This is a genomic window from Collinsella sp. AM09-41 (assembly GCF_003473245.1).
Taxonomy (GTDB): domain Bacteria; phylum Actinomycetota; class Coriobacteriia; order Coriobacteriales; family Coriobacteriaceae; genus Collinsella.
Genome location: NZ_QRMJ01000006.1, coordinates 18,247 through 40,342, shown reverse-complemented (window position 1 = coordinate 40,342; position 22,096 = coordinate 18,247). Strand labels below are relative to the sequence as shown.

General features: G+C 60.3%; 19 protein-coding genes and 2 tRNA genes. 13 read left to right on the top strand and 8 right to left on the bottom strand.

Translation table 11 applies throughout. The features are described from left to right. Window positions 1–2 precede the first annotated feature (2 nt). The 4 genes from DW112_RS07660 to DW112_RS07645 all read right to left on the bottom strand — a co-directional run bounded on the left by DW112_RS07660 (window position 3) and on the right by DW112_RS07645 (window position 4,769). Complete coding sequence (locus DW112_RS07660) at window positions 3–545, bottom strand: peptidylprolyl isomerase (protein WP_055249980.1); 543 nt, start codon at window positions 543–545, stop codon at window positions 3–5. Window positions 546–652: 107 nt separating this feature from the next. Then, a complete protein-coding gene (locus DW112_RS07655; RefSeq protein ID WP_158571743.1) occupies window positions 653–1,795 on the bottom strand; it encodes a zinc ribbon domain-containing protein in 1,143 nt (380 codons plus the stop codon). Between the two features lie 103 nt (window positions 1,796–1,898). Continuing rightward, window positions 1,899–4,616 carry an HAD-IC family P-type ATPase gene (locus DW112_RS07650; protein WP_118328690.1) on the bottom strand — a complete coding sequence of 906 codons (2,718 nt, stop codon included), beginning with the start codon at window positions 4,614–4,616 and terminating at the stop codon, window positions 1,899–1,901. 76 nt (window positions 4,617–4,692) lie between these two features. Then, window positions 4,693–4,769: transfer RNA gene (locus DW112_RS07645), tRNA-Arg, on the bottom strand. 204 nt (window positions 4,770–4,973) lie between these two features. On the opposite strand from DW112_RS07645, the gene aroF reads away from it, so the two are divergent. From aroF to DW112_RS07595, 10 genes are all read left to right on the top strand, one after another. After that, complete coding sequence (gene aroF, locus DW112_RS07640) at window positions 4,974–5,999, top strand: 3-deoxy-7-phosphoheptulonate synthase (RefSeq protein WP_117757147.1); 1,026 nt, start codon at window positions 4,974–4,976, stop codon at window positions 5,997–5,999. Window positions 6,000–6,002: 3 nt separating this feature from the next. After that, on the top strand, window positions 6,003–6,917 hold the full coding sequence (locus DW112_RS07635; protein WP_118328689.1) for a prephenate dehydrogenase/arogenate dehydrogenase family protein: 915 nt from the start codon (window positions 6,003–6,005) through the stop codon (window positions 6,915–6,917). A 36-nt stretch (window positions 6,918–6,953) separates the two neighbouring features. Further along, the gene (gene aroB, locus DW112_RS07630) at window positions 6,954–8,060 is read left to right on the top strand and encodes a 3-dehydroquinate synthase (RefSeq protein WP_118328688.1); all 1,107 of its coding nucleotides are present in this window, start codon (window positions 6,954–6,956) and stop codon (window positions 8,058–8,060) included. Continuing rightward, window positions 8,054–9,373, top strand: a complete 1,320-nt coding sequence (gene aroA / locus DW112_RS07625) for a 3-phosphoshikimate 1-carboxyvinyltransferase (protein WP_118328687.1) — start codon at window positions 8,054–8,056, stop codon at window positions 9,371–9,373. The genes aroB and aroA overlap by 7 nt, the downstream gene beginning before the upstream one ends. Before the next feature lies 1 nt (window position 9,374). Then, window positions 9,375–10,472: a chorismate synthase gene (gene aroC / locus DW112_RS07620; protein WP_118328686.1), complete on the top strand. Its 1,098-nt coding sequence runs from the start codon at window positions 9,375–9,377 to the stop codon at window positions 10,470–10,472. A 43-nt stretch (window positions 10,473–10,515) separates the two neighbouring features. Then, entirely contained in the window at window positions 10,516–11,661 is a 1,146-nt protein-coding gene (gene pheA, locus DW112_RS07615; protein ID WP_118328685.1) for a prephenate dehydratase, read from the top strand. After that, the gene (locus DW112_RS07610; RefSeq protein ID WP_118328684.1) at window positions 11,662–12,912 is read left to right on the top strand and encodes a shikimate kinase; all 1,251 of its coding nucleotides are present in this window, start codon (window positions 11,662–11,664) and stop codon (window positions 12,910–12,912) included. It abuts the gene before it with no gap. A 64-nt stretch (window positions 12,913–12,976) separates the two neighbouring features. Next, complete coding sequence (aroQ, locus tag DW112_RS07605) at window positions 12,977–13,414, top strand: type II 3-dehydroquinate dehydratase (RefSeq protein WP_118328683.1); 438 nt, start codon at window positions 12,977–12,979, stop codon at window positions 13,412–13,414. Between the two features lie 118 nt (window positions 13,415–13,532). Beyond that, window positions 13,533–13,994, top strand: a complete 462-nt coding sequence (locus tag DW112_RS07600; RefSeq protein ID WP_369834953.1) for a DUF4869 domain-containing protein — start codon at window positions 13,533–13,535, stop codon at window positions 13,992–13,994. Next, window positions 13,994–14,992: a translation initiation factor 2 gene (locus DW112_RS07595; RefSeq protein WP_118328681.1), complete on the top strand. Its 999-nt coding sequence runs from the start codon at window positions 13,994–13,996 to the stop codon at window positions 14,990–14,992. The genes DW112_RS07600 and DW112_RS07595 overlap by 1 nt, the downstream gene beginning before the upstream one ends. 357 nt (window positions 14,993–15,349) lie before the next feature. Here DW112_RS07595 and DW112_RS07590 read toward each other — a convergent pair. The 3 genes from DW112_RS07590 to DW112_RS07580 form a co-directional block, all read right to left on the bottom strand. Continuing rightward, window positions 15,350–15,426 (bottom strand) — tRNA-Arg (locus tag DW112_RS07590). A 54-nt stretch (window positions 15,427–15,480) separates the two neighbouring features. Beyond that, complete coding sequence (locus tag DW112_RS07585) at window positions 15,481–16,248, bottom strand: ABC transporter ATP-binding protein (RefSeq protein WP_117766691.1); 768 nt, start codon at window positions 16,246–16,248, stop codon at window positions 15,481–15,483. A gap of 11 nt (window positions 16,249–16,259) precedes the next feature. Next, on the bottom strand, window positions 16,260–17,105 hold the full coding sequence (locus DW112_RS07580) for an ABC transporter permease (RefSeq protein WP_233502550.1): 846 nt from the start codon (window positions 17,103–17,105) through the stop codon (window positions 16,260–16,262). 160 nt (window positions 17,106–17,265) lie between these two features. On the opposite strand from DW112_RS07580, the gene DW112_RS07575 reads away from it, so the two are divergent. Genes DW112_RS07575 through DW112_RS07565 form a run of 3 tightly spaced genes read left to right on the top strand, consistent with a single transcriptional unit; the run spans window position 17,266 to window position 21,597 of the window. Next, on the top strand, window positions 17,266–18,228 hold the full coding sequence (locus DW112_RS07575) for a glycosyltransferase family 2 protein (protein WP_118328680.1): 963 nt from the start codon (window positions 17,266–17,268) through the stop codon (window positions 18,226–18,228). Between the two features lie 5 nt (window positions 18,229–18,233). Beyond that, window positions 18,234–19,202 carry a glycosyltransferase family 2 protein gene (locus tag DW112_RS07570; RefSeq protein ID WP_118328679.1) on the top strand — a complete coding sequence of 323 codons (969 nt, stop codon included), beginning with the start codon at window positions 18,234–18,236 and terminating at the stop codon, window positions 19,200–19,202. Further along, on the top strand, window positions 19,186–21,597 hold the full coding sequence (locus tag DW112_RS07565) for a YfhO family protein (RefSeq protein WP_118328678.1): 2,412 nt from the start codon (window positions 19,186–19,188) through the stop codon (window positions 21,595–21,597). Before DW112_RS07570 ends, DW112_RS07565 begins: the two co-directional genes overlap by 17 nt. Before the next feature lie 37 nt (window positions 21,598–21,634). On the opposite strand, the gene DW112_RS10105 is transcribed toward DW112_RS07565, so the two are convergent. Next, window positions 21,635–22,078, bottom strand: coding sequence for a sugar nucleotide-binding protein (locus DW112_RS10105; RefSeq protein WP_255413650.1), 444 nt, complete (start codon window positions 22,076–22,078; stop codon window positions 21,635–21,637). Window positions 22,079–22,096: the final 18 nt, after the last annotated feature.

The window sequence follows — 22,096 nt, the reverse complement described above, 5'->3', positions numbered from 1 at the left end:
CTTTACTCGTGAACGATCTCGACATGAACGATCTCGTCGCCGGCACGCAGCTGCGAAATCACATCGAGACCCTCGACCGTGGTACCAAAGACGGTGTAACCGGAATCGAGGTTATGCTGGGCACCCAGGCAGAAGTAGAACTGCGAACCCGCGGAATCGGGGTCCATGGAGCGTGCCATGGCAAGGGCGCCATCGACATGGCTGTTGCGCGGATTGGTGGCAAACTCGCCCTTGATGCAGTAGCCGGGGCCACCGGTACCGGGCATGCCGTCGGGGCCCTCAAGACCGGCAGCGACGTCGGCGCCGGACATGTCGCGGGTATTGGGGTCGCCACCTTGGATAACAAAACCGGGCACATAGCGATGGAACTTAAGGCCATCATAGAAACCCATCGTGGAAAGCTCGCAGAAGTTCGCGACATGAATGGGAGCGCCCTCGCCGTCAAACTTGACCTTGATGGTACCCTTCGACGTCTCGATTACGGCGCACTCGTCGCCGACAAGCTGATACTCGGGCGTGTAGAGCTCTTTCTTAAAACCAAACATGTGGTTCCTTCCTCGTGCGTTTAAAGCATATTTGTACGAATTGTAGCAATAAGCACGGGCTTACATCAATTGCGCACGTAGGTTATGCCGACTATGGCGAACTAATTTTAGGAACGCTGCTGCGGCTTCCAGGAACCCACATTGGCGTCGTACTGGTTCAGCGCGCTGTTGCCGCCCTGCGCGATGGGCGCCAGGATCTCGCTTTGGTGGGAACTCATCGACTCGCCATCGGGAATGGCCAGCGAGATATCCCAGCTCTGGCAGATCACGTCGACGCGCTCATACATCCACTCGGCAAGCTGCTTTAAGTGGGCGATGTCATCCGCATAGACCGTATCGTCCTGTACTTTCAGGTTGTTAAGCTCATCTTGCGTCTTTTTTATCTGATCACGCAGGGCGTAGGCACTCTGCGACAGCTCCTGACGGGTGGACAGCGGCGTTCGGAGATAGCCGTTGTTAAAGGAATCGATGACCTCGCCGATCTGATCCTCGTCAGCATAGGACACGATGGTCTGATACAGACCGTCGAGCCTGGTATAGAGCTGATCATCGGTGAGCACGGTTTCTTCCTGGACCACCTCGGCAGAATCGTCCTGCTTGGTATCGTCCTCAGTGGCCTCGCCCTTTTGACGCGTGGGGAAGGTCGTCTGCGCGGCCTGGCCAAACTGGTCGTAGAAGCCAGGCATGACACCCATAGGATCGGCCGTCACGAACCAATAGGCACCGCCGCAAACGACGGCAAGGACCGCGATGATAATGAGCGGCTTGGGGATATGACGCTTGTGCTTGTGATAGGCGTCCTCGTCGGGATGCACCTTGCGCTTGGGTTTTTGAGCATCGTCATGCAGGGAAACGGGCGTGGGAATATCGACCTTGGGGATACCGAAATCCTTATCGAAAGCTGGCAGCACGCAGGTCTCATTGGGGTCGGCGGCGTCCGAAAGCACCGCAGCGGCAGAGGCCGGCGCATGCGGCACCTCGGTATCGATCTGCTCTTGCGTTAGGCGCGGAAAGCCCGCCGTGCGGCCCGCTGCCAGGTCGGATGCGGCCGCGTCCTCGGAGAGGATACCCGGAGCGGGGCGTCCGCATTTGGGGCACGTGCGATCATGCGGAGAAAGACGGGCACCGCAGCCCTCACAGAACACGAACTCGGTGTGCTCCGGACCATCGCCCGGACCCACATAGGCGTTGCAGTAGGGGCAGAACGAGGCGCCGTCCTCGATAGTCTTAAGGCAATGCGGGCAGATCACGGCATCCTCTTTTCGAAGCAATTCAAACAATCGAGGTTAGAGCATAACATCGCCACGGCCCCACAGGAGCAAGGCACCAATTCAACATCGCCAGGGCGCGTAGTTACTTCTTCTTTTTGCTCGGCATCGAGACTTTGATGCCTTGGGCGGACTTGGTTACGCGAGAGCGCTTGGCTCCGCTACCCTTCTTTTTCTTGGGCTGGGCCTGGGCCACGCCCTCGAGTGCGCGGACCTCGGCCTCGCGAACGGTGCGAGCTTCGCGGCGCTGTGCCATGTCGGCGGCGACGCGCTTGGCAAAACGCTCCGCCGTCGAACCCGTCGAGCTCACCTTGCCGCCACCGCGACCCAAGCGGACGCGCACACCGCGGCCAAAACCAGTTGCGGCATGACGACGACGCGGCTTGAGCGAATCCATCATCGTGGCGAGCTTAAAGAACACCGAGCAGGTAAAGACCACGATGACAGCCAAGATAACCATCTGGCCCATCGACAGGTTGGCAATAGACAGCAGCTTCGGGAATCCGATAACGCCCGTCAGAATGCCGACGACTACAAACACAAAGAGCGCCACACGCAAGGGCGTGAGGGGCTGCGAGATACGCCAGATCAGGCTGACGCTCGCCGCGCACGAAGTAAGCAGGCACATCGTAGACAGCGTGAGCTGGTTAAAGCCAAACACGCGCGCCACAAAGATATCGAGCGCCGCGGCCAAAATGACCGCAATCGACGCCGGCAGTGCCCGCTTGAGCACGTTCGTCAGGAACGACCCCTTCACGCGAGCATTGTTGGGCTCCAGGCCCAACACAAAGCCCGGCGCGCCGATGCAGAAGAAGTTAATGAGCGTCATCTGGATGGGCTCGAAAGGGTACGGCGGCAGCGCGATGCACAGCGCCGCCAGGCCCATCGAGAACAGTGTCTTGGTCAAGAACAGCGAAGCCGAACGCTGCAGGTTGTTGATGGAGCGACGGCCCTCGGCCACCACGGCGGGCATCGAGGCAAAATCGTTGTCGACGAGCACGATTTCGGCCACGTTACGCGCGGCATCGGAGCCGGCCGCCATGGCGACGGAGCAGTCGGCCTCCTTGAGCGCCAGCACGTCGTTGACGCCGTCGCCCGTCATGGCCACGGTGTGCTCGCGGCGCTTGAGCGCCTGCACGAGCTCGCGCTTCTGCTGCGGGGTCACACGACCAAAGACATGGTAGCGGTCCACTGCGGCATCGAGCTTGGCCGGCGTATCGAGCGTCGTGGCGTCCACATAAGCGTCCGCCCCCGGCACGCCCACCACGCGCGCGATCGACGACACCGTACGCGGGTCGTCGCCACTGATCACGTTGAGGGTCACGCCCTGCTCGTTAAAGTAGCCGATGGTCTCGGCCGCCGAGGTACGGATCTCGTCGCGGATGGTCACAAAGCCCACGGGCTCGGCCTCGCCCACCATATCGCCATCGGGCGTAAAGCCGTCCACGCGCGCCACCACGAGCACGCGGCAGGTATCGGCAAGCTCGGCGACACGGTTCTCGACCTGCGAAAACGCACGCTCCGAAAGCACAAACTGCGCAGCGCCCATCACATAGGAGCCCTGCGCAAACGAGGCACCACTCCACTTTTTGGAGGACGAGAACGGAATGACCGACAGCGGCTCAGACACCTCGACCGGGCGATCGGCGTAATAGTTGAGCAGCGCCTGGCAGGTCTCGTTGGCATCGGCCGAGGTCGCACGCGCCACGTTAGCCAGCGCAAAATCGAGCACCGTGGTATCGACGGGAACGGCGGCGTCGCTCTCCCCCACACCCATACCCTCGACCGGTAGCGGATAGGTACCCTCGACCTCCATGCGACCCGACGTGATGGTGCCCGTCTTGTCCAGGCACAGCACGTCGACGCGAGCGAGCGTCTCGATGCAGTAAAGCTGCTGCGCCAGCACCTTGCGGCGGGCCAGGCGCACCGTGGCGATGGCGAGCACCGACGAGGTCAGCAGCACCAGGCCTTGCGGGATCATGCCCAGCAGGGCGCCCACCGTGGACAGCAGCGCCGACGAAGGCACATGACCAGCCAACAGCTCGGAGAAGCACCACGAAAGCGCGCTATCGCCCGGGGTTCCCGCGGCATCCCACAGCTCGCTCACACTCGAGGCAAACAACGCCAAACCGAGCGGGATCATGATGATGCTCGCAAAGCGCACGATGGCGTTAAGCGCGTTCATGATCTCGGAATTGACCTTTTTGACGTACTTCGCCTCGTTATTAATTTTGGCCACGTAGTTGTCGGCGCCGACATGGATCACGCGGGCGCGCAGCAAGCCCGAGTCGATAAAGCTGCCGCTCATGAGCTCGGAACCGGGCTGTTTCTTAATGAGGTCGCTCTCACCCGTCAGCAGGCTCTCGTTCACGAGCGCCTCGCCCGAAACCACCACGGCGTCAGCGGGAATCTGGTCGCCGCGCCCCAGGCGGATGATATCGTCGAGCACGATCTGGTCCAGGTCGAGCTCCACCTCGGCGCCGTCGCGCACCGCAATGGCCTTCTTGGAGGTCAGCAGCGTGAGCTTATCGACCATCTTCTTGGAACGCATGGACTGGATGACGCCAATAGCAGTATTGAGGAACACTACGAACAGGAACGTCAGATTCTTAAACGAACCGGTCAAAATGACTAGGAACGCCAAAATCACGTTGATCAAATTGAACAGCGTGCAGAGGTTCTCGATGATGAGCTCTTTGACCGACTTGGTCTTGAGCTCCATGTTGCGGTTGATCTTACCGGCGGCGATGCGCTCCTCGACCTCGGCGGTCGAGAGTCCGCGCTCGATATCCGTTGCTGCCATACCACGTCCCATCACGTCGCGTCGGTATAAGAAAAACCGCCCGGACCATGCGAGGTTCGGACGGTCTCACGTTCGATGGTGCCCCATGTTGGATTCGAACCAACGGCCTTCTGCTCCGGAGGCAGACGCTCTAATCCCCTGAGCTAATAGGGCCAACGTTTGGCATTATACCCAAGTGCACCACGGGCTATCAAAATAAAAGAAAAAGCTTTGCAATTCCGGGGAAGACGCGGCGCAACGGCTCACTTTAGAAGGCAAAAGCGAATCAGATAGTATAAACTCTCATGCACCATATATACACGGCTCGCGATGCGGGCCGTTTTTGCAAGGGTTATCCATCGAGGTGAGAGGCACACCATGATTGCAATTTTAAAGCAGAGCGCCAGCGACGAGGCCGTCAGCCATATCGTCAGCTGGATTGAGAAAAAGGGCCTGAAGACCGACGTCTCGCGCGGCGAGAACGAGACGATCATCGGCCTGGTGGGCGATACGACCAAGATCGACCCATTCCTGCTCGAGTCCATGGACGTCGTCGAGCGCGTGCAGCGCGTCTCCGAGCCGTTCAAGCGCGCCAACCGCAAGTTCCACCCCGAGGACTCCGTCATCGACTGCGGCCACGGCGTACATGTAGGCGGCGACCAGTTCCAGGTCATCGCCGGCCCGTGCTCCGTCGAGGGCGAGAACCTCATCCGCATCGCCCGCCGCGTGAAGGCAGCCGGCGCCACGATGCTGCGCGGCGGCGCCTACAAGCCCCGCACTTCCCCGTACGCCTACCAGGGCATGGGCCCCGCCGGTCTGGACCTGCTGTGCGAGGCATCCGCCGAGCTCGACATGCCGATCGTCACCGAGATCATGGACCCGCGCGACGTGCAGGTCTTCCTCGACAAGAAGATTGACGTCATGCAGATCGGCGCCCGCAACGCCCAGAATTTCCCCCTGCTCAAGGAGGTCGGCAAGACGCAGACCCCGGTTCTGCTCAAGCGCGGCATGTCCGGCACCGTCGACGAGCTGCTCATGGCTGCCGAGTACATCATGAGCGAGGGCAACGACAACGTCATCCTGTGTGAGCGCGGTATCCGCACCTTCGAGACCCGCACCCGCAACACCTTCGACCTCAACGCCGTGCCGGTGCTCCACCACCTGTCGCACCTGCCCGTCGTTGCCGACCCCAGCCACGCCACCGGCTACACCCGCTACGTTGAGCCTATGGCGCTCGCGGCGACCGCCTGCGGCGCCAACGGTCTGGAGATCGAGGTCCACGACGACCCGAGCCATGCTTGGTCCGACGGCGCTCAGGCCCTCACCCCCGACCAGTTCGACGACACCATGCGCCGCATCCGCGCCATCCGCGAGGTCGTCTGCCAAGAGACCGTTCAGGAGTAGCCCATGGGCACGGTGAGAAACGCACGCGTTAACCAGGGTGGCCCCAAGTGCGCCGGCATCGTGGGCCTGGGCCTCATCGGCGGCAGTTTTGCCCGCGGCTATGCGCAGGCGGGCGTCCGTGTGCTGGCCTGGGACCCCGATGACGACGTCATGACGGCCGCCAGCATGGGCACCGTTGCCGGCGAGCTCAACGACGAGACGCTCGGCGAATGCGACATCATCGTCCTGGCATGCTACCCCGAGGCCTGTATCGAGTGGCTCGAGGCGCACGCCCAGGCACTCGCCGACGCCACCGACACCGAGGCCATCATGGGCCCCGTGGTGATCGACACCGTAGGCGTCAAGGGCATCGTGTGCGAGCGCGCCTTTGAGCTTGCCCGCGAGCACGGTTTTTACTTTGTGGGCGCGCACCCCATGGCGGGCACCCAGTTCTCGGGCTACGCGCATTCCCGCGCCGACCTGTTCCAGGACGCACCGCTCGTGCTTGTACCGCCCGCAGTGGACGACGCACTCAAGCTGGAGCTTTTGGGCCAGGTGCGCGAGATGGTACGTCCCCTGGGCTTTGGCAAGTTCAGCGTGACCAGCGCTACCGAGCACGACCGCGTCATCGCCTTTACAAGCCAGCTTGCGCACGTGGTATCCAACGCCTACGTTAAAAGCCCGACCGCTCAGGTTCACCACGGTTTTTCGGCCGGCAGCTACCGCGACCTCACCCGCGTGGCGCACCTCAATCCGCAGATGTGGTCCGAGCTCATGATCGACGACGCCGATGCGCTCGCCTTCGAGATCGACCATCTGATTGAATCGCTCGGCGCCTACAGCCGCGCCCTTAAGGAACGCGACCAGCGCTATCTGGAGAATCTCCTTGCCGAGGGCGATCGCATCAAGCGCGCACTCGACGACGAGGCCTCCCACTAGACAACCCATCACGCCAGGTCGAAAGGACCGAAGCTTATGGCGATTACCATCGATATCGACACTGCACGCCCCTATCAGGTGCATGTTGGCACGTTTTTGCTGGAGCAGGCGGGGCCGCTCGTGCGCGCCACCGCCGGCGGCACCAAGACCGTCATCGTGACGGACACCAACGTGGGCCCGCTCTACCAGATGCCCGTTAAGCAGAGCCTGGAGGCGTCAGGCTACGAGGTGAGCATCTGCACCTTCGAGGCCGGCGAGGCCCATAAGCGCGCCGAGACCTACGTTGCCATTTTGGAGTTTGTGGCCGAGCACGAGCTTTCGCGCTCCGACGTGATCGTGGCACTCGGCGGCGGCGTCGTGGGCGACGTGGCGGGCTTTGTGGCCGCCACCTACATGCGCGGCTGCAAGTTTGTGCAGGTCCCCACGAGCCTGCTCGCCATGGTTGATTCGTCGGTGGGCGGAAAGACGGCCATCGACCTCGCTGCCGGCAAGAACCTGGCCGGCGCCTTTTGGCAGCCGAGTGTGGTTATCGCCGACGTGGGATGCCTGGCCACCCTCACGCCCGAGCAGTTCGCCGACGGCTGCGGCGAGGTCGTCAAGCACGCCGTAATCGCCGACCCGGAGCTTTTCGCCGAGCTGGAGAAGACCCCGCTCACGCTGGAGCTGCTCAACCAGGACGTGGCTCGCGTGGCGCTTATCATTGCCCGCAATATCGACATCAAGCGCGCCGTGGTCGTCGCCGACGAGCGCGAAACCAACCAGCGCAAGCTCCTCAACTTTGGACACAGCGCCGGACACGCCGTCGAGGCCTGCGAGCACTTTGAGCTGGGACACGGCAACTGCGTGTCGATCGGCATGGGCATCATCACGCGCGCCGCGGCCCTGCACGGCGTCTGCGATGCCGCACTGCCCGGTCGTATTGAGGAACTCTGCGCCCGTCATGGCCTCACGACCCGCTGTGACCTAGATGCCGATACCGTCTTTGCCGAGGCGCTCCACGACAAGAAGCGCGCGGGCGACACCATCGACCTGGTGATTCCGCACGGCATTGGCCGCTGCAGCATCGACCGCACACCGCTTTCCACTTTCCACGAACTCATTGCCGAGGGCCTCGGCCAGAAGGGAGACGCATCCGCATGCTAGCCCGCATCACCCCGTCCCCGCTCAAGGGCACCGTTCCCGCCATCGCGTCCAAGTCGATGGCGCATCGCCTGATCATCTGCGCTGCGCTTGCCAACGGCGAGACGCACGTCACCTGCAACACCACCTGCGCCGACATCGAGGCCACGGTGCGCTGCCTTACGGCACTGGGTGCTCGCATCGAGACCGTCGAGGACGGCTTCCAGGTCCACCCCACCATGAAGAGTGTTGAGTTTGGCCTGCTCAAGGCCCTTGCCGGCGGCACGCTTGACTGCGGTGAAAGCGGCTCCACGCTCCGCTTTATGTTGCCCGTCGCCTGCGCGCTGGGCGCAGAGGCCACGTTTGTGGGTCAGGGACGCTTGGGCGCCCGCCCACTCTCCCCGCTCTCGGACGAGATCATCGCCGCCGGCTGCGACCTGCAGGGTCTGGGCGGTTTTCCGCTCAAGACGAGCGGACGCATGCGCCCGGGCACTTTTGTGCTTCCGGGCAACGTGAGCTCGCAGTATATCTCCGGCCTGCTGCTGGCAGCCCCGCTGCTGGCCCAGCCCTCCTGCGTGCAGGTATGCGGCCTTATCGAAAGCCGCCCCTACATCAACCTGACGATCCAGGCCATGAAGGCCTTTGGCGTCGAGGTCAACGTCGAGCGCATTCCGGCCACGGACTGCCAGCTCGAGGTCACGAACTTCCGCGTGAGCAGTGGCTCGTACCGCACGCCCGGCAGCGTAGCCGTCGAGGGCGACTGGTCCAACGCCGCCTTTTGGCTGTGCGCCGGTGCCATCGGCACCGACCCCATCACCGTCGAGGGCGTGTCGCTAAGCTCCGCACAGGGCGACCGTAACGTGCTTGCCGCGCTTTCGCGCTTTGGCGCCCGCATCGTGCGCTCCACCAACGCCGCCACCGTGCAGTCCGACAAGCTCGCCGGCTTTGAGATGAGTGCCCACGACATTCCGGACCTGGTGCCCGTCATCTCGGCCGTGGCCTCGTTGGCACAGGGCCGCACCTTTATTCGCGATTGCGCCCGTCTGCGCATCAAGGAATCCGACCGTCTGGTCACCACCACCCGCGAGCTCACCGCGCTGGGCGCGCAGGTGCGCATTGCCGGCGATGACCTCATCATCAAGGGTGTCGATGCCTTCACCGGCGGCGAGGTCGATTCGCACAACGACCATCGCATCGCCATGATGGCCGCTATCGCCGCGAGCCGCGCCACCGGCGAGGTCGTGATCCACGGCGCCGAGGCCGTCAACAAGTCCTATCCCGATTTCTTCGACCACTACCGCCTGCTGGGCGGCAAGGTCACACTCGAGGAGGAATAGCATGTCCTCGACCTTTGGCAACGTCTTGCACGTAAGCATCTTCGGCCAGTCGCACTCCCCCGCCATCGGCTGCTCCCTCGATGGCATTCCGGCGGGCATCGCTGTTGACCAGGAGCAGCTGCAGGCCTTCCTTGACCGTCGTGCCCCCGGTCGCGACGAGACCGCGACCAAACGCCGCGAGGCCGACGCCGCCCACATCATCGCCGGTGTGGTCGATGGACATACCACCGGCGCGCCCATCGCCGCGATTATCGAGAACACCAACACGCGCTCCAAGGATTACTCCGAACTGCGCCGCAAGCCCCGCCCCGGACATGCGGACTTCCCTGCGCGCGTGAAGTATCACAACATGCACGATGTCGCCGGCGGCGGACACTTCTCCGGCCGCCTAACGGCACCCCTGTGCATCGCCGGCGGCATTGCGCTGCAGGCACTCGAGGCCCGCGGCATTAAAGTGATGGCGCATGTAGCGCAGATCGGCGGCATCTCCGACCTGCCGATGGACGACATGGTCTATCGCGAGGCCGACCGCAAGGCGATCCTTACGAACGATCTGCCGTGCATTGACGCCGCCGCCGCCGGCCGCATGCACGAGGAAATCCTAGCCGCGCGCGACGAACTCGACAGCATCGGCGGCATCGTGGAGTGCGGCATTTACGGGCTTCCTGCGGGCATCGGCGACCCCATGTTCGATGGCATCGAGAACCGCATCGCGCAAATCGCGTTTGGCATTCCCGCCGTAAAGGGCGTGGAGTTTGGCATGGGCTTTGCCGTGGCCGCCATGCGTGGCAGCGAGAACAACGATCCGTATCGCATCGATGCCGAGACCGGCGAGATCGAGATCGAGTCCAACAACGCCGGCGGCATCCTGGGCGGTATTTCGACCGGCGCGCCCGTCATGTGGCGCATGGCCGTAAAGCCGACGCCCTCAATTGGCCGCGAGCAGCAGACGGTGGACATGGACGCTATGGAAAATGCCGAGCTCTCGGTCCACGGCCGCCACGATCCCTGCATCGTCCCCCGAGCCGTCCCCGTAGCCGAGGCAGCCGCCGCCCTTGCCATCTGGGACGCCCTCCTCGAAGACGCCGCCCAGCGCTAACTACCCACCCCTCAACATCCCCCGACACGTGAAAGGGGTCTCCATGGACCTTGCTGACATCCGCCAGGCCATCGATGGCATCGACACCACGCTCCTCAACAGTTTTGTCGAGCGCATGGACATTGCCACCGAGGTCGCCAAGTCTAAAATCGAGATGGGCAAGGCCGTCTTCGACCCCGCCCGTGAGCGCTCCAAGCTCAACAATCTCGCCAGCCGCGTGCCCGAGCGCTACGAGGCCCAAGCCATCACCCTGTTCCGCCTCCTCATGAGCATGAGCAAGGCCGAACAACAGCGCTACATCAACGAGCTCAAGGGCATCACCGTCTCACAAAAGGCCCACGCCACGGCTGCAGCCTTTGACACGCCTTTCCCCCAGACGGCTAGCGTCGCCTGCCAGGGCGTCGAGGGCGCCTATAGCCAAATTGCCGCGTGCAGGCTCTTCGACGTGCCCGACATTGCGTTCTTCGAGACCTTCGAGGGCGTTATGCGCGCCGTGCGCGACGGCTTCTGCGAGTTTGGCGTGCTGCCCATCGAGAACTCCACCGCCGGCTCAGTCAACGCCGTCTACGACCTGCTCGCCCAGTTCGACTTCCACATCGTGCGCTCGCTGCGCCTCAAGATCGACCACAACTTGCTCGTCAAGCCCGGCACCAAGCTCGCGGGCATACGCGAGGTCTACAGCCACGGTCAGGCCATCGCGCAGTGCGCTAGCTTTATCGAGGCGCACGGCCTGCACGCCACCAAGTACCCCAACACCGCCATGTCGGCCGAGATGGTCGCCAGCTCCGAGCGCACCGATGTTGCCGCCATCGCATCGCGCAGCTGCGCCGCACTCTACGGTCTGGAGGTGCTGGAGCCCAACATCCAGGACTCGGACAACAACTACACGCGCTTTGTCGTCATCAGCCGCGAGCCGCGCGTCTACCCCGGCGCCAACCGCACCTCGCTCATGATCACCACAGCCAACGAGCCGGGCGCGCTCTATCGCGTACTCGAGCGCTTCTACGCGCTCAATATCAACCTCATCAAGCTCGAGAGCCGTCCCATCCCCGGGCATGACTTTGAGTTTATGTTCTACTTTGACCTGGACTGCCCCTTTGGTAGCAAGGCCCTCGACGACTTGCTCGACTCCATCGATGACGTGTGCGAGAGCTTCACCTACTTTGGCAGCTACACGGAGGTGCTCTAGATGACCGATACCGCCGCAACCCGCCCCTACGGCGTGCTGGGCCGCGTGCTGGGCCACAGCTACACCCCGACCATCTACAAGGAGCTCGCGGGGCTCGAGTACGTACGATTTGAGCGCGAGCCCGAGGATCTTGAGGCCTTTATGACAGGCGACGAATGGGAGGGCACCAACGTGACCATCCCCTACAAGCGCGCCGTCATGGACTACCTGGACGAGCTGAGCCCACTCGCCGAGCGCATGGGAAACGTCAACACCATCACGCGCCTGCCCGACGGCCGCCTGCGCGGCGACAACACCGACTACTTCGGTTTCCAGTGCTTGGTTGAAGAGCTGGGCGCCCAGGTTGCCGGCAAGAAGGCCCTCGTGCTCGGTGCCACCGGTGGCGCCGGCACCACTGCCAGCATGGTGCTCGGCGACCTGGGCGCCATCGTCGTGCCGGTCGGCCGTACGAGCGAAGTCAACTACGACAACATCGCGCAGCAGTCCGATGCCGCCCTGCTCGTCAACTGCACGCCCGCCGGCATGTTCCCCCATTGCCCCGACGCGCCTTGTACGCTCGAGGGGCTCGATGCGCTCGAGGGCGTCATCGACATTGTCTACAACCCCGCTCGCACGGGACTCATGCTCGAGGCCGAGCGCCGCGGCATCCCCTACATCGGCGGTCTGCTCATGCTCGTGGCCCAGGCGGCGCAAGCCGTCGAGCGCTATACCGGCCAGGTCACCCCGCGTGAGCGCATCCTGGACGTGACAGAACGCTTGTCACGCCGCGAACAGAACATCGCCCTGATCGGCATGCCGGGCTCGGGCAAAACCCGCGTGGGTGAGCAGATCGCCCTGCTCACCGGCCGCGAGCACATCGACTTAGACGCCGCGCTTGAGAAGCGTCTGGGCATGCCCTGTGCCGACTATATCGTCGAGCGCGGCGAGGAGGCCTTCCGCGAGCAGGAGACGGCGGCGCTGGCCGACATCTCCAAGCGTAGTGGCCTGGTGCTTTCCACGGGCGGCGGCGTGGTCACGCGCGACGAAAACTATCCGCTGCTGCACCAGAACAGCCAGATCGTGATGCTCAACCGCAAGCTCGAGGAGCTCGCCCACAAGGGCCGCCCCATCACCGCCCGCGACGGAATCGATAAGCTGGCTGAACAGCGCATGCCGCGCTATCGCGCTTGGGCCGACCACATCATCGACTCACGTGACTGCGCTGCCAACACCGCCCATGCCCTCCTCAACACCCTCCCACCCGCTCTCTAATCAAAACCACCACAAAGGGGACAGGCACCTTTGTGGTGGTTTTCCAACCGCAAAGGAAGCAGCCATGAAAGCACTCGTCATCAACGGCCCCAACCTCAACATGCTCGGCATTCGCGAGCCGGGCATCTATGGCAACGACAACTACGACCGCTTAGTGCAGATCTGCCAGGAAGCTGGCGCCGCACAGGGCTTCGACGAGGTCGAGGTTTTCCAGTCCAACCACGAGGGCAGCATCGTCGACAAGATCCAGGAGGCCTACGGCAAAGTCGACGGCATCGTCATCAACCCCGCCGCCTACACGCACACGAGCGTGGCCATCCTGGACGCTCTCAAGGCCGTCGCCATTCCCGCCGTGGAGGTACACATCAGCGCCGTAGAGACGCGCGAGGACTTCCGCCAGGTAAGCTACGCCCGCCTAGCATGCTTCGCCACCATCACCGGCGAGGGCCTGCAGGGCTACGCGCATGCGCTGGAGCTGCTGAAGCAGCACCTCGAAAAATAGGTTCACGGGCCAAGTTATTCGCCTCGATACACGGCAACAACGACCTTTGCCGGCGGCAGCGACCTCGCTGCTGCCGGCATTTATTTACTGGCATATAATCGTTGCAGTCACGTAACGTCTGGAGACCCGCATACTGAGCATTCACCTGGGAGATTACCCCGGTTCAATTTATGATACCGAGACCTATTTTAGGAACTCGTACCTGGATTCATGGTTCGAAGATCCCATGGCCGCGCAGATCATTAAAGGCGTTGACGGATCTGAACTCGTAGGCCCCCACAACATCATAAGCAAGCAGCTGGGCTCGATTACCCCGCTCGAGATATCCGGTGGCGTGAAGACGCTCTTGTTGGTACGCAATCTTCCAAACATGGTGTTCAACGCATCGACCTGCGGAGATAACTGCGCCCGGTGGCTGCTCAAGATTGGTAAAGAGCAAGACGTCCTCGTAACCCTTTACCACATCATGAAGTTCCCTTGGAAGCGTTTTGAGATTCGCATCGAAAACGACGGGCGCATCGTCAGGAACATGCAGGAGTTCGTCGGCGCCACCAACGACTTTTTGGATGTTGATGAGTAATGAAGGGAACGCATACCGTTGTCGTAGAGCGTGCAAAGGTCAAATACACACTCACCTTTAAACGCAACATTTCCTTCATTCGCGGCAATAGCGGCACGGGCAAAACGACGCTCATCTCGATGATTCGCGACTACAACGACCGAGGACCGGAAAGCGGCGTTACACTCAGCTGCGACGTGCCCTGCGAAACGCTTTCCGGCAGACGCTGGGAGCGCGAGCTGTCGATCATCGAAGATTCGATCGTCTTTCTAGATGAGGGCAACGAGTTTATTTACTCAAAGGACTTCGCCAAAGCCGTAAACGGCTCGTCCAACTATTATGTTTTGATATCTCGTCGTGATGCCAACGAGCTCCCCTACAGCGTTGATGAGATTCTGAAGCTAGTCAACACCACAAGCAAAACAATCAATGGCCGCAAGAGCGACAAGCGTTTTTACTCGGTAACCAAACCGCTTTATACCCACACGGCAAACATGCTGTATCAGGACCTTAACGTAGGGTTCGACAATCCCGATGCCGTGATTGTCGAGGATAGCAAGTCTGGCTATCAATTCTACAGCGCCCTTTGCAACCGACTGGGAATCCCCTGCTATACCGCTACCGGCGTAGCAAACCTAAAACGAACAATTCACGACTGCCCCGAGCAAAACATTCTTGCCATAGGAGACGGCGCAGCGTTTGGCCCCTACATCGAAAAGGTGCTGGGACAGCGCGTTTACAAGAACGTTCGCTTGTTCCTCCCGGAATCATTTGAGTGGACACTTCTGCAATCTGGCCTCATCCCCAACAACGATATCCCAAAGATTCTCGAGGACCCCTCGAACTACATCGAGAGCCGCGACCACCTGAGCTGGGAGCGGTTCTTCACCGACGTATTGATCAAGTACTCTGCAGACACTCGCTACGTCTACAGAAAGGCACGGCTCAACGAGCAGTACCTAAAGCCACAGGCGATGGATGCAGTTGCAAGCATCTTGCCCGAGTGCCTGAAGGCATAATGGCAGTGGGGAGGACCAACTTGGTCCTCCCCACTGCCATGGAAACCCAGCACACGCAATAGCTGCCGGCAAGAGCGGCAACTGTCGCAACCACAAACCCATCCACGCGGCGGCTCGAAAGCTCAAGCCCACTCAGCGCGGCAAGGACAAGCCAAGTGACACCGGCTCCAATAAACAGCAGGGGCTTGCTCACGCTCGGCTCGAGCCCCCCTTGGCGCGCCGTATAGCCAATCCACATCAGCAGCACAACAGCAGCTCGCGCCACGGCTTCGGCCTAAACGTATACCCGGCAAGAATAAAGAACACCTGCATGTGAAAAAAGCCCAGACCACCAAGCGGCCCGGGCTTAATAAACGATGGTGCTCCATGGCGGATTCGAACCGTCGACCTTGGGATTAGAAGTCCCCTGCTCTATCCAACTGAGCTAATGGAGCAAATAACAGCACGCCCAAGCAAGCGCAAGCCTGTCAGGCGCAAGTAATTATAACCTAGTTGAACTGCTCACGGTACGCCTTGCAGACCTTATCGACCGGGCCGTCCATGCGAAGGTCACCCTTCTCAATCCAAACGGCACGCTGGCAGATGCGCTCAACCTGCTCCATGGAGTGCGAAACAAACAGAACCGTCACGTCGCCGCTCTGGATAAAGTGCTGGATACGGGCCTCGCACTTCTGCTGGAAGAACACATCACCGACGGAAAGTGTCTCGTCAACGATCAGGATGTCAGGCTCAGTGATCGTTGCGATTGCAAAGGCAATGCGCGCAACCATGCCCGAGGAGAAATTCTTAAGCGGCATGTCGACAAAGTTCTGAAGCTCAGCGAACTCAATAATGCCGTCAAAGTTGGCATCGATGAACTCCTTGGTATAGCCGAGCAGGGCACCGTTCAGATAGATGTTCTCGCGGGCGGTCAACTCGGGGTCAAAGCCGGCACCAAGCTCAATCAGCGGCGCGATGTTACCGTGCACCTTAACGCTGCCTTCGCTAGGCTCAAGCACGCCAGCGATAATCTTGAGCATCGTGGACTTGCCGGAGCCATTGGTGCCGACCAGGCCCACGACCTCGCCACGATGAATATCGAACGAGATATGCTTGAGCGCCCTAAACTCCTCAAAGAACAGCTCGTGCTTGGCAAGCTTGATGAAGTACTCCTTGAGGTTGGTCAGCGACTCGGACGCCATGTTAAAGATCATGGTGACGTCGTCGACCTCGACAGCCAGAGGCTGCTCGCTGTAATCAACAACAGATTCAGTCATCACAGCACTCCTTAGATGTAGAGGATAAACTTGCGCTCGGACTTATGGAACACGGTGTAGCCAATGACAAGCGCAAGGACCGCCCAAGCGACGCACATACCAAACGTCAAAAGCGAGGGCGTGGTCTGGAACAAGAAGATATCGCGCATAAACTGCAGGTAGTTATACATGGGGTTCGCATACATCAAGATACGCACGAGATGCGGCATTTGCGCAATATAGTCAGTCGTCCAGAAGATGGGCGTAATATAAGTCCACGCCGTAATGACGACGCTCCACAGATGCATAACGTCGCGGAAAAAGACCGTAAGGGCAGAGAGCATCATGCCCAGGCCCATGCAGAAGCACATAAGCAGCAGCAGGCAAACCGGCAGCAGAATCAAATGCCAAGAAGGCATAACGCGGAACCACAGCATAACGATGGCGACGGCGACCAGCGAGAAGGTAAAGTTGACCAGCGAGAAGAGCACCTTCTGCACCGGGAAGACCCAGCGGTGCACCTTAACCTTCTTGAGCAGAGGGGCAGCACCCACGATCGACGTCAGGGCCTGGTTCGTAGACTCGGACATGACGGCAAAGGTAACGTTACCCACGATCAAGTACAGCGGGTACATCTCGGGCGTCATTGAGCCATTGCGGCCCTGGCCAAAAATCGTCGAGAACACGATGGCCATGACGATCATCATCAGCAGCGGGTTGAGCACCGACCATGCGACGCCCAGAACGCTACGGCGATACTTGATCTTAAAATCCTTGGTAACCAGCTGACGAAGGATAAACGCGTCCTTCTCAAATTCGTTCTTAGCAAACGTCGCAGGCAGACTGCGAGCTTCTTGTTGCTTTGTCTGATCCGACACGGATGCAACTCCTTTACTCGTAATCGTTGACAAACGAACAGTATAGACCCGACGGCCATGCAAACGATTCGCGCAACAAAACTGGAGAACTAACCCACATCTTAGGATGCCAAGCCCAAACGGCTATACTTTCAAGGATTGAATGTATAAGGAGCATTGAGTGAATTCTGAATCCATCGCCGTCATCATCCCCTGCTACAACGAAGCCCTCACGATCGGCAAAGTCATCGACGACTTTCACCGCGAGCTTCCGCAAGCGACGGTCTATGTCTATGACAACAACTCGTCGGACGATACCTCACGCATCGCCACCGAGCACGGCGCCACGGTCCGCTTTGAGCCCCGTCAGGGAAAGGGCAACGTGTGCCGCCAGATGTTTCGCGATATCGACGCCGATTGCTACCTGATGGTCGACGGCGACGACACCTACCCCGCCGAGGCGGCAAAGGCCCTCTGCGAGCCTATCCTCAACGGCGCGGCCGATATGACCGTAGGCGACCGCCTTTCCAACGGCACCTACGCCGAGGAAAACAAGCGTGCTTTCCACGGCTTTGGCAACAATCTGGTCCGCGCCATGATCAAGTGGATCTATGGCTACAGCTTCGATGATGTCATGACCGGCTACCGCGCCATGAGCCGCCCGTTCGTTAAAACCTTCCCTGTGCTTTCCGAGGGCTTCCAGATCGAAACCGAGCTCTCGATCCACGCCGTCGACCACCGCTGGCGCATCAAAGATGTGCCCATCGAGTACCGCGACCGTCCGGAAGGCTCCGAGTCCAAGCTCAATACTGTGAGCGACGGCATTAAAGTCGTCGCGATGATCGGCACGCTGTTCAAGGACTACCGCCCGCTGAAGTTCTTCAGCCTCGTCGCGCTTCTGTTTGCGGTGATCGGCCTCGCCCTGGGCATGCCCATCGTTGTCGAGTATTTCCAGACCGGCCTCGTTCCGCGCTTCCCCACCGCAATGCTCGCCGCATCTTTCATGTTCCTTTGTGGCCTGAGTCTCGCGACGGGGCTTATCCTTGATTCCGTTGCAAAGGTTGAGCGTAAACAGTGGGAGGTCAACGTGTATAACACATATGGCTGCAGCATTCCCTCCAGCGCAAATAAAAACGAGAGGTAAGTCGCATGCCGCTCATTTCCATTGTCGTGCCGTGCTACAACGAGCAAGAATCGCTTCCGATCTTTCTTAAAGAGTTCGACAACGTCGTTCGCACCATGACGCAGCAAGACCCCGGCATCTCCTTTGAGGCAGTCCTCATCGACGATGGCTCGGCAGACAAAACGCTCGCCGTCATGAAAGCAGAAGCCGCGGCGGCGCATCCATACGCCATCCGCTGGCACTCTTTCTCGCGCAACTTTGGCAAGGAGGCGGCGCTACTCGCCGGACTCCAGCACGCAAAGGGCGACTATGTCGCCACCATGGACGCCGACATGCAGGACCCGCCCTCGCTCCTGCCGCAGATGTACGAGATCCTGCAGACCGAAAACTACGATAACGTCGCCACACGCAGGACCACCCGCGAAGGCGAGCCTCCCATCAGGTCGTTCTGCGCCCGTATGTTCTACAAGATCATCAACCGCATTTCCAAGGCCGACATCGTCGACGGAGCACGCGATTTTAGGCTCATGAAGCGACCTATGGTCAACGCCATCATCTCTATGGGCGAATACAACCGATTCTCCAAGGGCATTTACGGCTGGGTTGGCTTCAAGACCAAATGGCTCCCCTACGTAAACGTCAACCGCGTGGCCGGCGAGACCAAATGGAGCTTTTGGTCGCTGCCCCTCTATTCCATCGACGGCATCGTCGCGTTTTCCACGGCGCCGCTCTCCCTCGCCGCCCTCACGGGTATCGTTTTCTGTCTCATCGCCATCCTGGGATTCGTCGTCATCCTAGTAAAGACGCTTGTCTGGGGCGATCCCGTCGGCGGATGGCCGTCGCTCGCCTGCCTCATAACGCTGTTTGGTGGCATGCAGCTCCTGTGCCTAGGAATCATTGGCGAGTACTTGGCAAAAGCCTACTTGGAGGCCAAGCGCCGCCCCATCTATATCATTCGAGAATCCAACGAGGAATCTGATGACACGGCCCAATAACAGCACGCTCAAGAATGTGGCGTTCTACGCCGCCTGCTTCGCATTTTCCGTCGCACTCTATGTCGCACTTGCAGTGGCAGGGCATGTCTACCCCTTTGGCGACAACTCGTTTCTCACCAACGATCTCAAATACCAATACATCGACTTCTTTGCCTGGTTCCGGCGCGTCCTTTTAGGCGAGGCAAGCCTTCGCTATTCCTTCTCGCAGGGACTCGGCATGAACACATGGGGGCTCTATAGCTACTACCTCGCCAGCCCCTTCAACCTGCTCTGCGCGCTGTTTCCCGCAGACAAGCTGACGCTCTTCGTGTTTGTTATCTCCGCGCTCAAACTGGGCTGCATCCACATCAGCAGCGCTTGGTATGTGCAAAAGCGCTTTGACCTACCCAAGCCCGCAGCATTCCTGCTTTCCCTCTCATTCACGTTTTGCAGCTGGACCATCAGCAACCTACGCAACCCGCTCTGGATCGATTGCCTCATCCTGCTGCCCATCTGCGCCTACGGATGCTACGAGCTCATCCGCAAGCAGCGCATGATCCGCCTCGTCATCGCAACGGCGCTCAATGTCATGTTCTGCTGGTATACGGCCTACATCAGCATCCTGTTCCTCTGCATCTTCGTATTGGTCGAATTTGTCGATTATGTTGCAGAAGAAGGTTTTAGCTGGAAGCTCATGCTCGATCGGGCCCTGCGATTCGCCGGGGCTATCGTGCTTGGACTGCTTCTGTCCGCCTGGACCTTTTTGCCGACCATCCTTGCCATGTCCAAGGGCGGTCCCGTTCTAGCACTCGGCCCCCTACTTAAAACCAACCTCAAGTCGCTCATCAGGGGCTTTCTTCCCTGCATGTGGGTAAGCAACGAAAGCACACCGCAGTTCTATTGCGGCATCGTCATGATGCTGCTTGCGGTGAGCCTGCTGGTTAACCGCACGGTTTCGATCAAGACGCGCATCGCAACACTCGTCGTCACGATAATCCTGGTCGCAAGCTCCGCTTTGAGCCCACTCGAGTACATCTGGTGCGGCATGCGCGTTCCCAACGGCTTCTACTCGCGCACGGCTTTTTTGCTGAGCTTCTTTGCGCTGTGGGCCGCAGGACACGCGCTGCAGGCGCTCAAAAACCAGCCCAAATTGCGTCAAGCCTATCGTCCCGTCGTCATCATGCCCCTCCTGGCACTAACCGCCATTGAGTTGTTTGCCAACGCCCATGTTATGTGGAACCAGCTGTACACAGGCTATTCCGAAAAAGCTAACAGCGCCTATGTCGCCACCGCAACCGACACTATCACGACCATTCAAGACCAGACTTCGGCGTCGTTCTATCGCATTGACCGCACAACCACACGCGTCGACAGCGCCGCCCTCAACGAAGGCCTGGCGCTTGGGTACAACCAGTTGTCTTCGTATTCGTCTGCCAACAACCCGCAGGCCATCGCACTGCTCAACTCCCTTGGATACAGCAGCGTCGGCGAATTCTCGACCCGTTATGCCGAGCCCATTCTCGCCGTCGATGCCCTACTGGGAGTCAAGTATGCCATTCCTGAGAACGCACCTGCGGGATACGTTTCGGCCAAGATGAATCAGGCCAACTCCACAAGCGCGGTGTACGAGAACCCCTATGCGCTCAGCATTGGCGTCGCAGCCTCAAGCGATATCCAAAACAGCACGCTGAAAAACGAGAACCCCTTCGAAAAGCAGAACGACCTCTACAGCAAAATCCTAGGCCGCGAGGTCAATCTCTATACCAAGATCGAGGCCGCGAGCACGGAGAATAGCGATAGCTTAAAGCAATGGAGCGTTACTGTTCCGGCAAGCTCCATCGGGTATCTCTACATCAACAAAGATGCGACCGCCGGCAGTTATTGGCCCGTCGCCCTCACCATCGACCAGCGAACAATCAAAAACGAGGCTTGGAGATTCGACAACAATATCCGACAGATTGCAGGCGCATCGGACACCCCGAGCCAGCATACGGTGGCAATCGGAGTCGCAGAGGGCTATACAGACATGCCCCAAGACAATGAGCCGGTCTTTTACGCCCTCAATCTGGACGTTTTCGAGCAGATTATTAGCGAGCTTAAGACGAGCGAGTTTATTCCGACGGTTTTTAAGGACGGAAGGATCGAAGGCGAGTATACCGCCAAGGAAGACGGCAACCTGCTGCTGAGCGTTCCGTACGATGAGGGCTGGAACGTAACGGTAAACGGAACCGCCGCAGAACTAACGCCCGCCGCCGATAAGGGCCTGTCGTCCCTGAACATACAGAAAGGCGCGAATAGGATCGTGATGACCTACAAGACCCCGGGCGCCTTTACGGGGCTTGCAGTGAGTCTGGCGACCGCCACCGCCCTTGTTGCAGCGGGGCTATACGCCAGGCATAAGAAAAGCCGCCGTTAAAGAACGGCGGCTTTTACTCTCGAAAAGTTAATAGCGGCTAGAGCGTCTTGAGGTACTCCCCCAGCTCTTCCTCCCAGTCGGGGGTGTGGAAGCCGACCGACTCGAGCCTGGACAGGTCGAGCGCGGAGTGGACCGGGCGCGGGGCGATAGGGCCCTCGGCGCTCGCGTAGTAGTCGGCGGTGCTGACGGGGACCACTTTGTCACCGTTGCCGTTGGCGGCCTCGAAGACGTCGCGGGCGATGTCGGCCCAAGACTTGACGGCGCCGGAGCCCGTGCAGTCGTAGGTGCCGTAGGGGGCGTGCGTCCCCAGCACGTGGAAGATGGCCCCGGCCATGTCGCGCGTGAAGGTCAGGCGTCCCAGCTGGTCGTCCACGACGGTGACCCGCTCGAGCCCGTCCTCGGGGTCGGCGACGCGGTCGGACAGCCCCTTCATGGTCTTCACGAAGTTGTGCCCCTCGCCGATGACCCAGGAGCTGCGCATGATGTAGTGGCGGGGGCA

What these genes read in the sequence shown, in the direction of transcription:
- DW112_RS07660 (WP_055249980.1), bottom strand. Translation starts at nt 545, where the DNA reads ATGTTTGGTTTTAAGAAAGAGCTCTACACGCCCGAGTATCAGCTTGTC.
- DW112_RS07650 (WP_118328690.1), bottom strand. Translation starts at nt 4,616, where the DNA reads ATGGCAGCAACGGATATCGAGCGCGGACTCTCGACCGCCGAGGTCGAG.
- aroF (WP_117757147.1), top strand. Translation starts at nt 4,974, where the DNA reads ATGATTGCAATTTTAAAGCAGAGCGCCAGCGACGAGGCCGTCAGCCAT.
- DW112_RS07635 (WP_118328689.1), top strand. Translation starts at nt 6,003, where the DNA reads ATGGGCACGGTGAGAAACGCACGCGTTAACCAGGGTGGCCCCAAGTGC.
- aroB (WP_118328688.1), top strand. Translation starts at nt 6,954, where the DNA reads ATGGCGATTACCATCGATATCGACACTGCACGCCCCTATCAGGTGCAT.
- aroA (WP_118328687.1), top strand. Translation starts at nt 8,054, where the DNA reads ATGCTAGCCCGCATCACCCCGTCCCCGCTCAAGGGCACCGTTCCCGCC.
- aroC (WP_118328686.1), top strand. Translation starts at nt 9,375, where the DNA reads ATGTCCTCGACCTTTGGCAACGTCTTGCACGTAAGCATCTTCGGCCAG.
- pheA (WP_118328685.1), top strand. Translation starts at nt 10,516, where the DNA reads ATGGACCTTGCTGACATCCGCCAGGCCATCGATGGCATCGACACCACG.
- DW112_RS07610 (WP_118328684.1), top strand. Translation starts at nt 11,662, where the DNA reads ATGACCGATACCGCCGCAACCCGCCCCTACGGCGTGCTGGGCCGCGTG.
- aroQ (WP_118328683.1), top strand. Translation starts at nt 12,977, where the DNA reads ATGAAAGCACTCGTCATCAACGGCCCCAACCTCAACATGCTCGGCATT.
- DW112_RS07595 (WP_118328681.1), top strand. Translation starts at nt 13,994, where the DNA reads ATGAAGGGAACGCATACCGTTGTCGTAGAGCGTGCAAAGGTCAAATAC.
- DW112_RS07585 (WP_117766691.1), bottom strand. Translation starts at nt 16,248, where the DNA reads ATGACTGAATCTGTTGTTGATTACAGCGAGCAGCCTCTGGCTGTCGAG.
- DW112_RS07570 (WP_118328679.1), top strand. Translation starts at nt 18,234, where the DNA reads ATGCCGCTCATTTCCATTGTCGTGCCGTGCTACAACGAGCAAGAATCG.
- DW112_RS07565 (WP_118328678.1), top strand. Translation starts at nt 19,186, where the DNA reads ATGACACGGCCCAATAACAGCACGCTCAAGAATGTGGCGTTCTACGCC.
- DW112_RS10105 (WP_255413650.1), bottom strand. Translation starts at nt 22,078, where the DNA reads ATGCGCAGCTCCTGGGTCATCGGCGAGGGGCACAACTTCGTGAAGACC.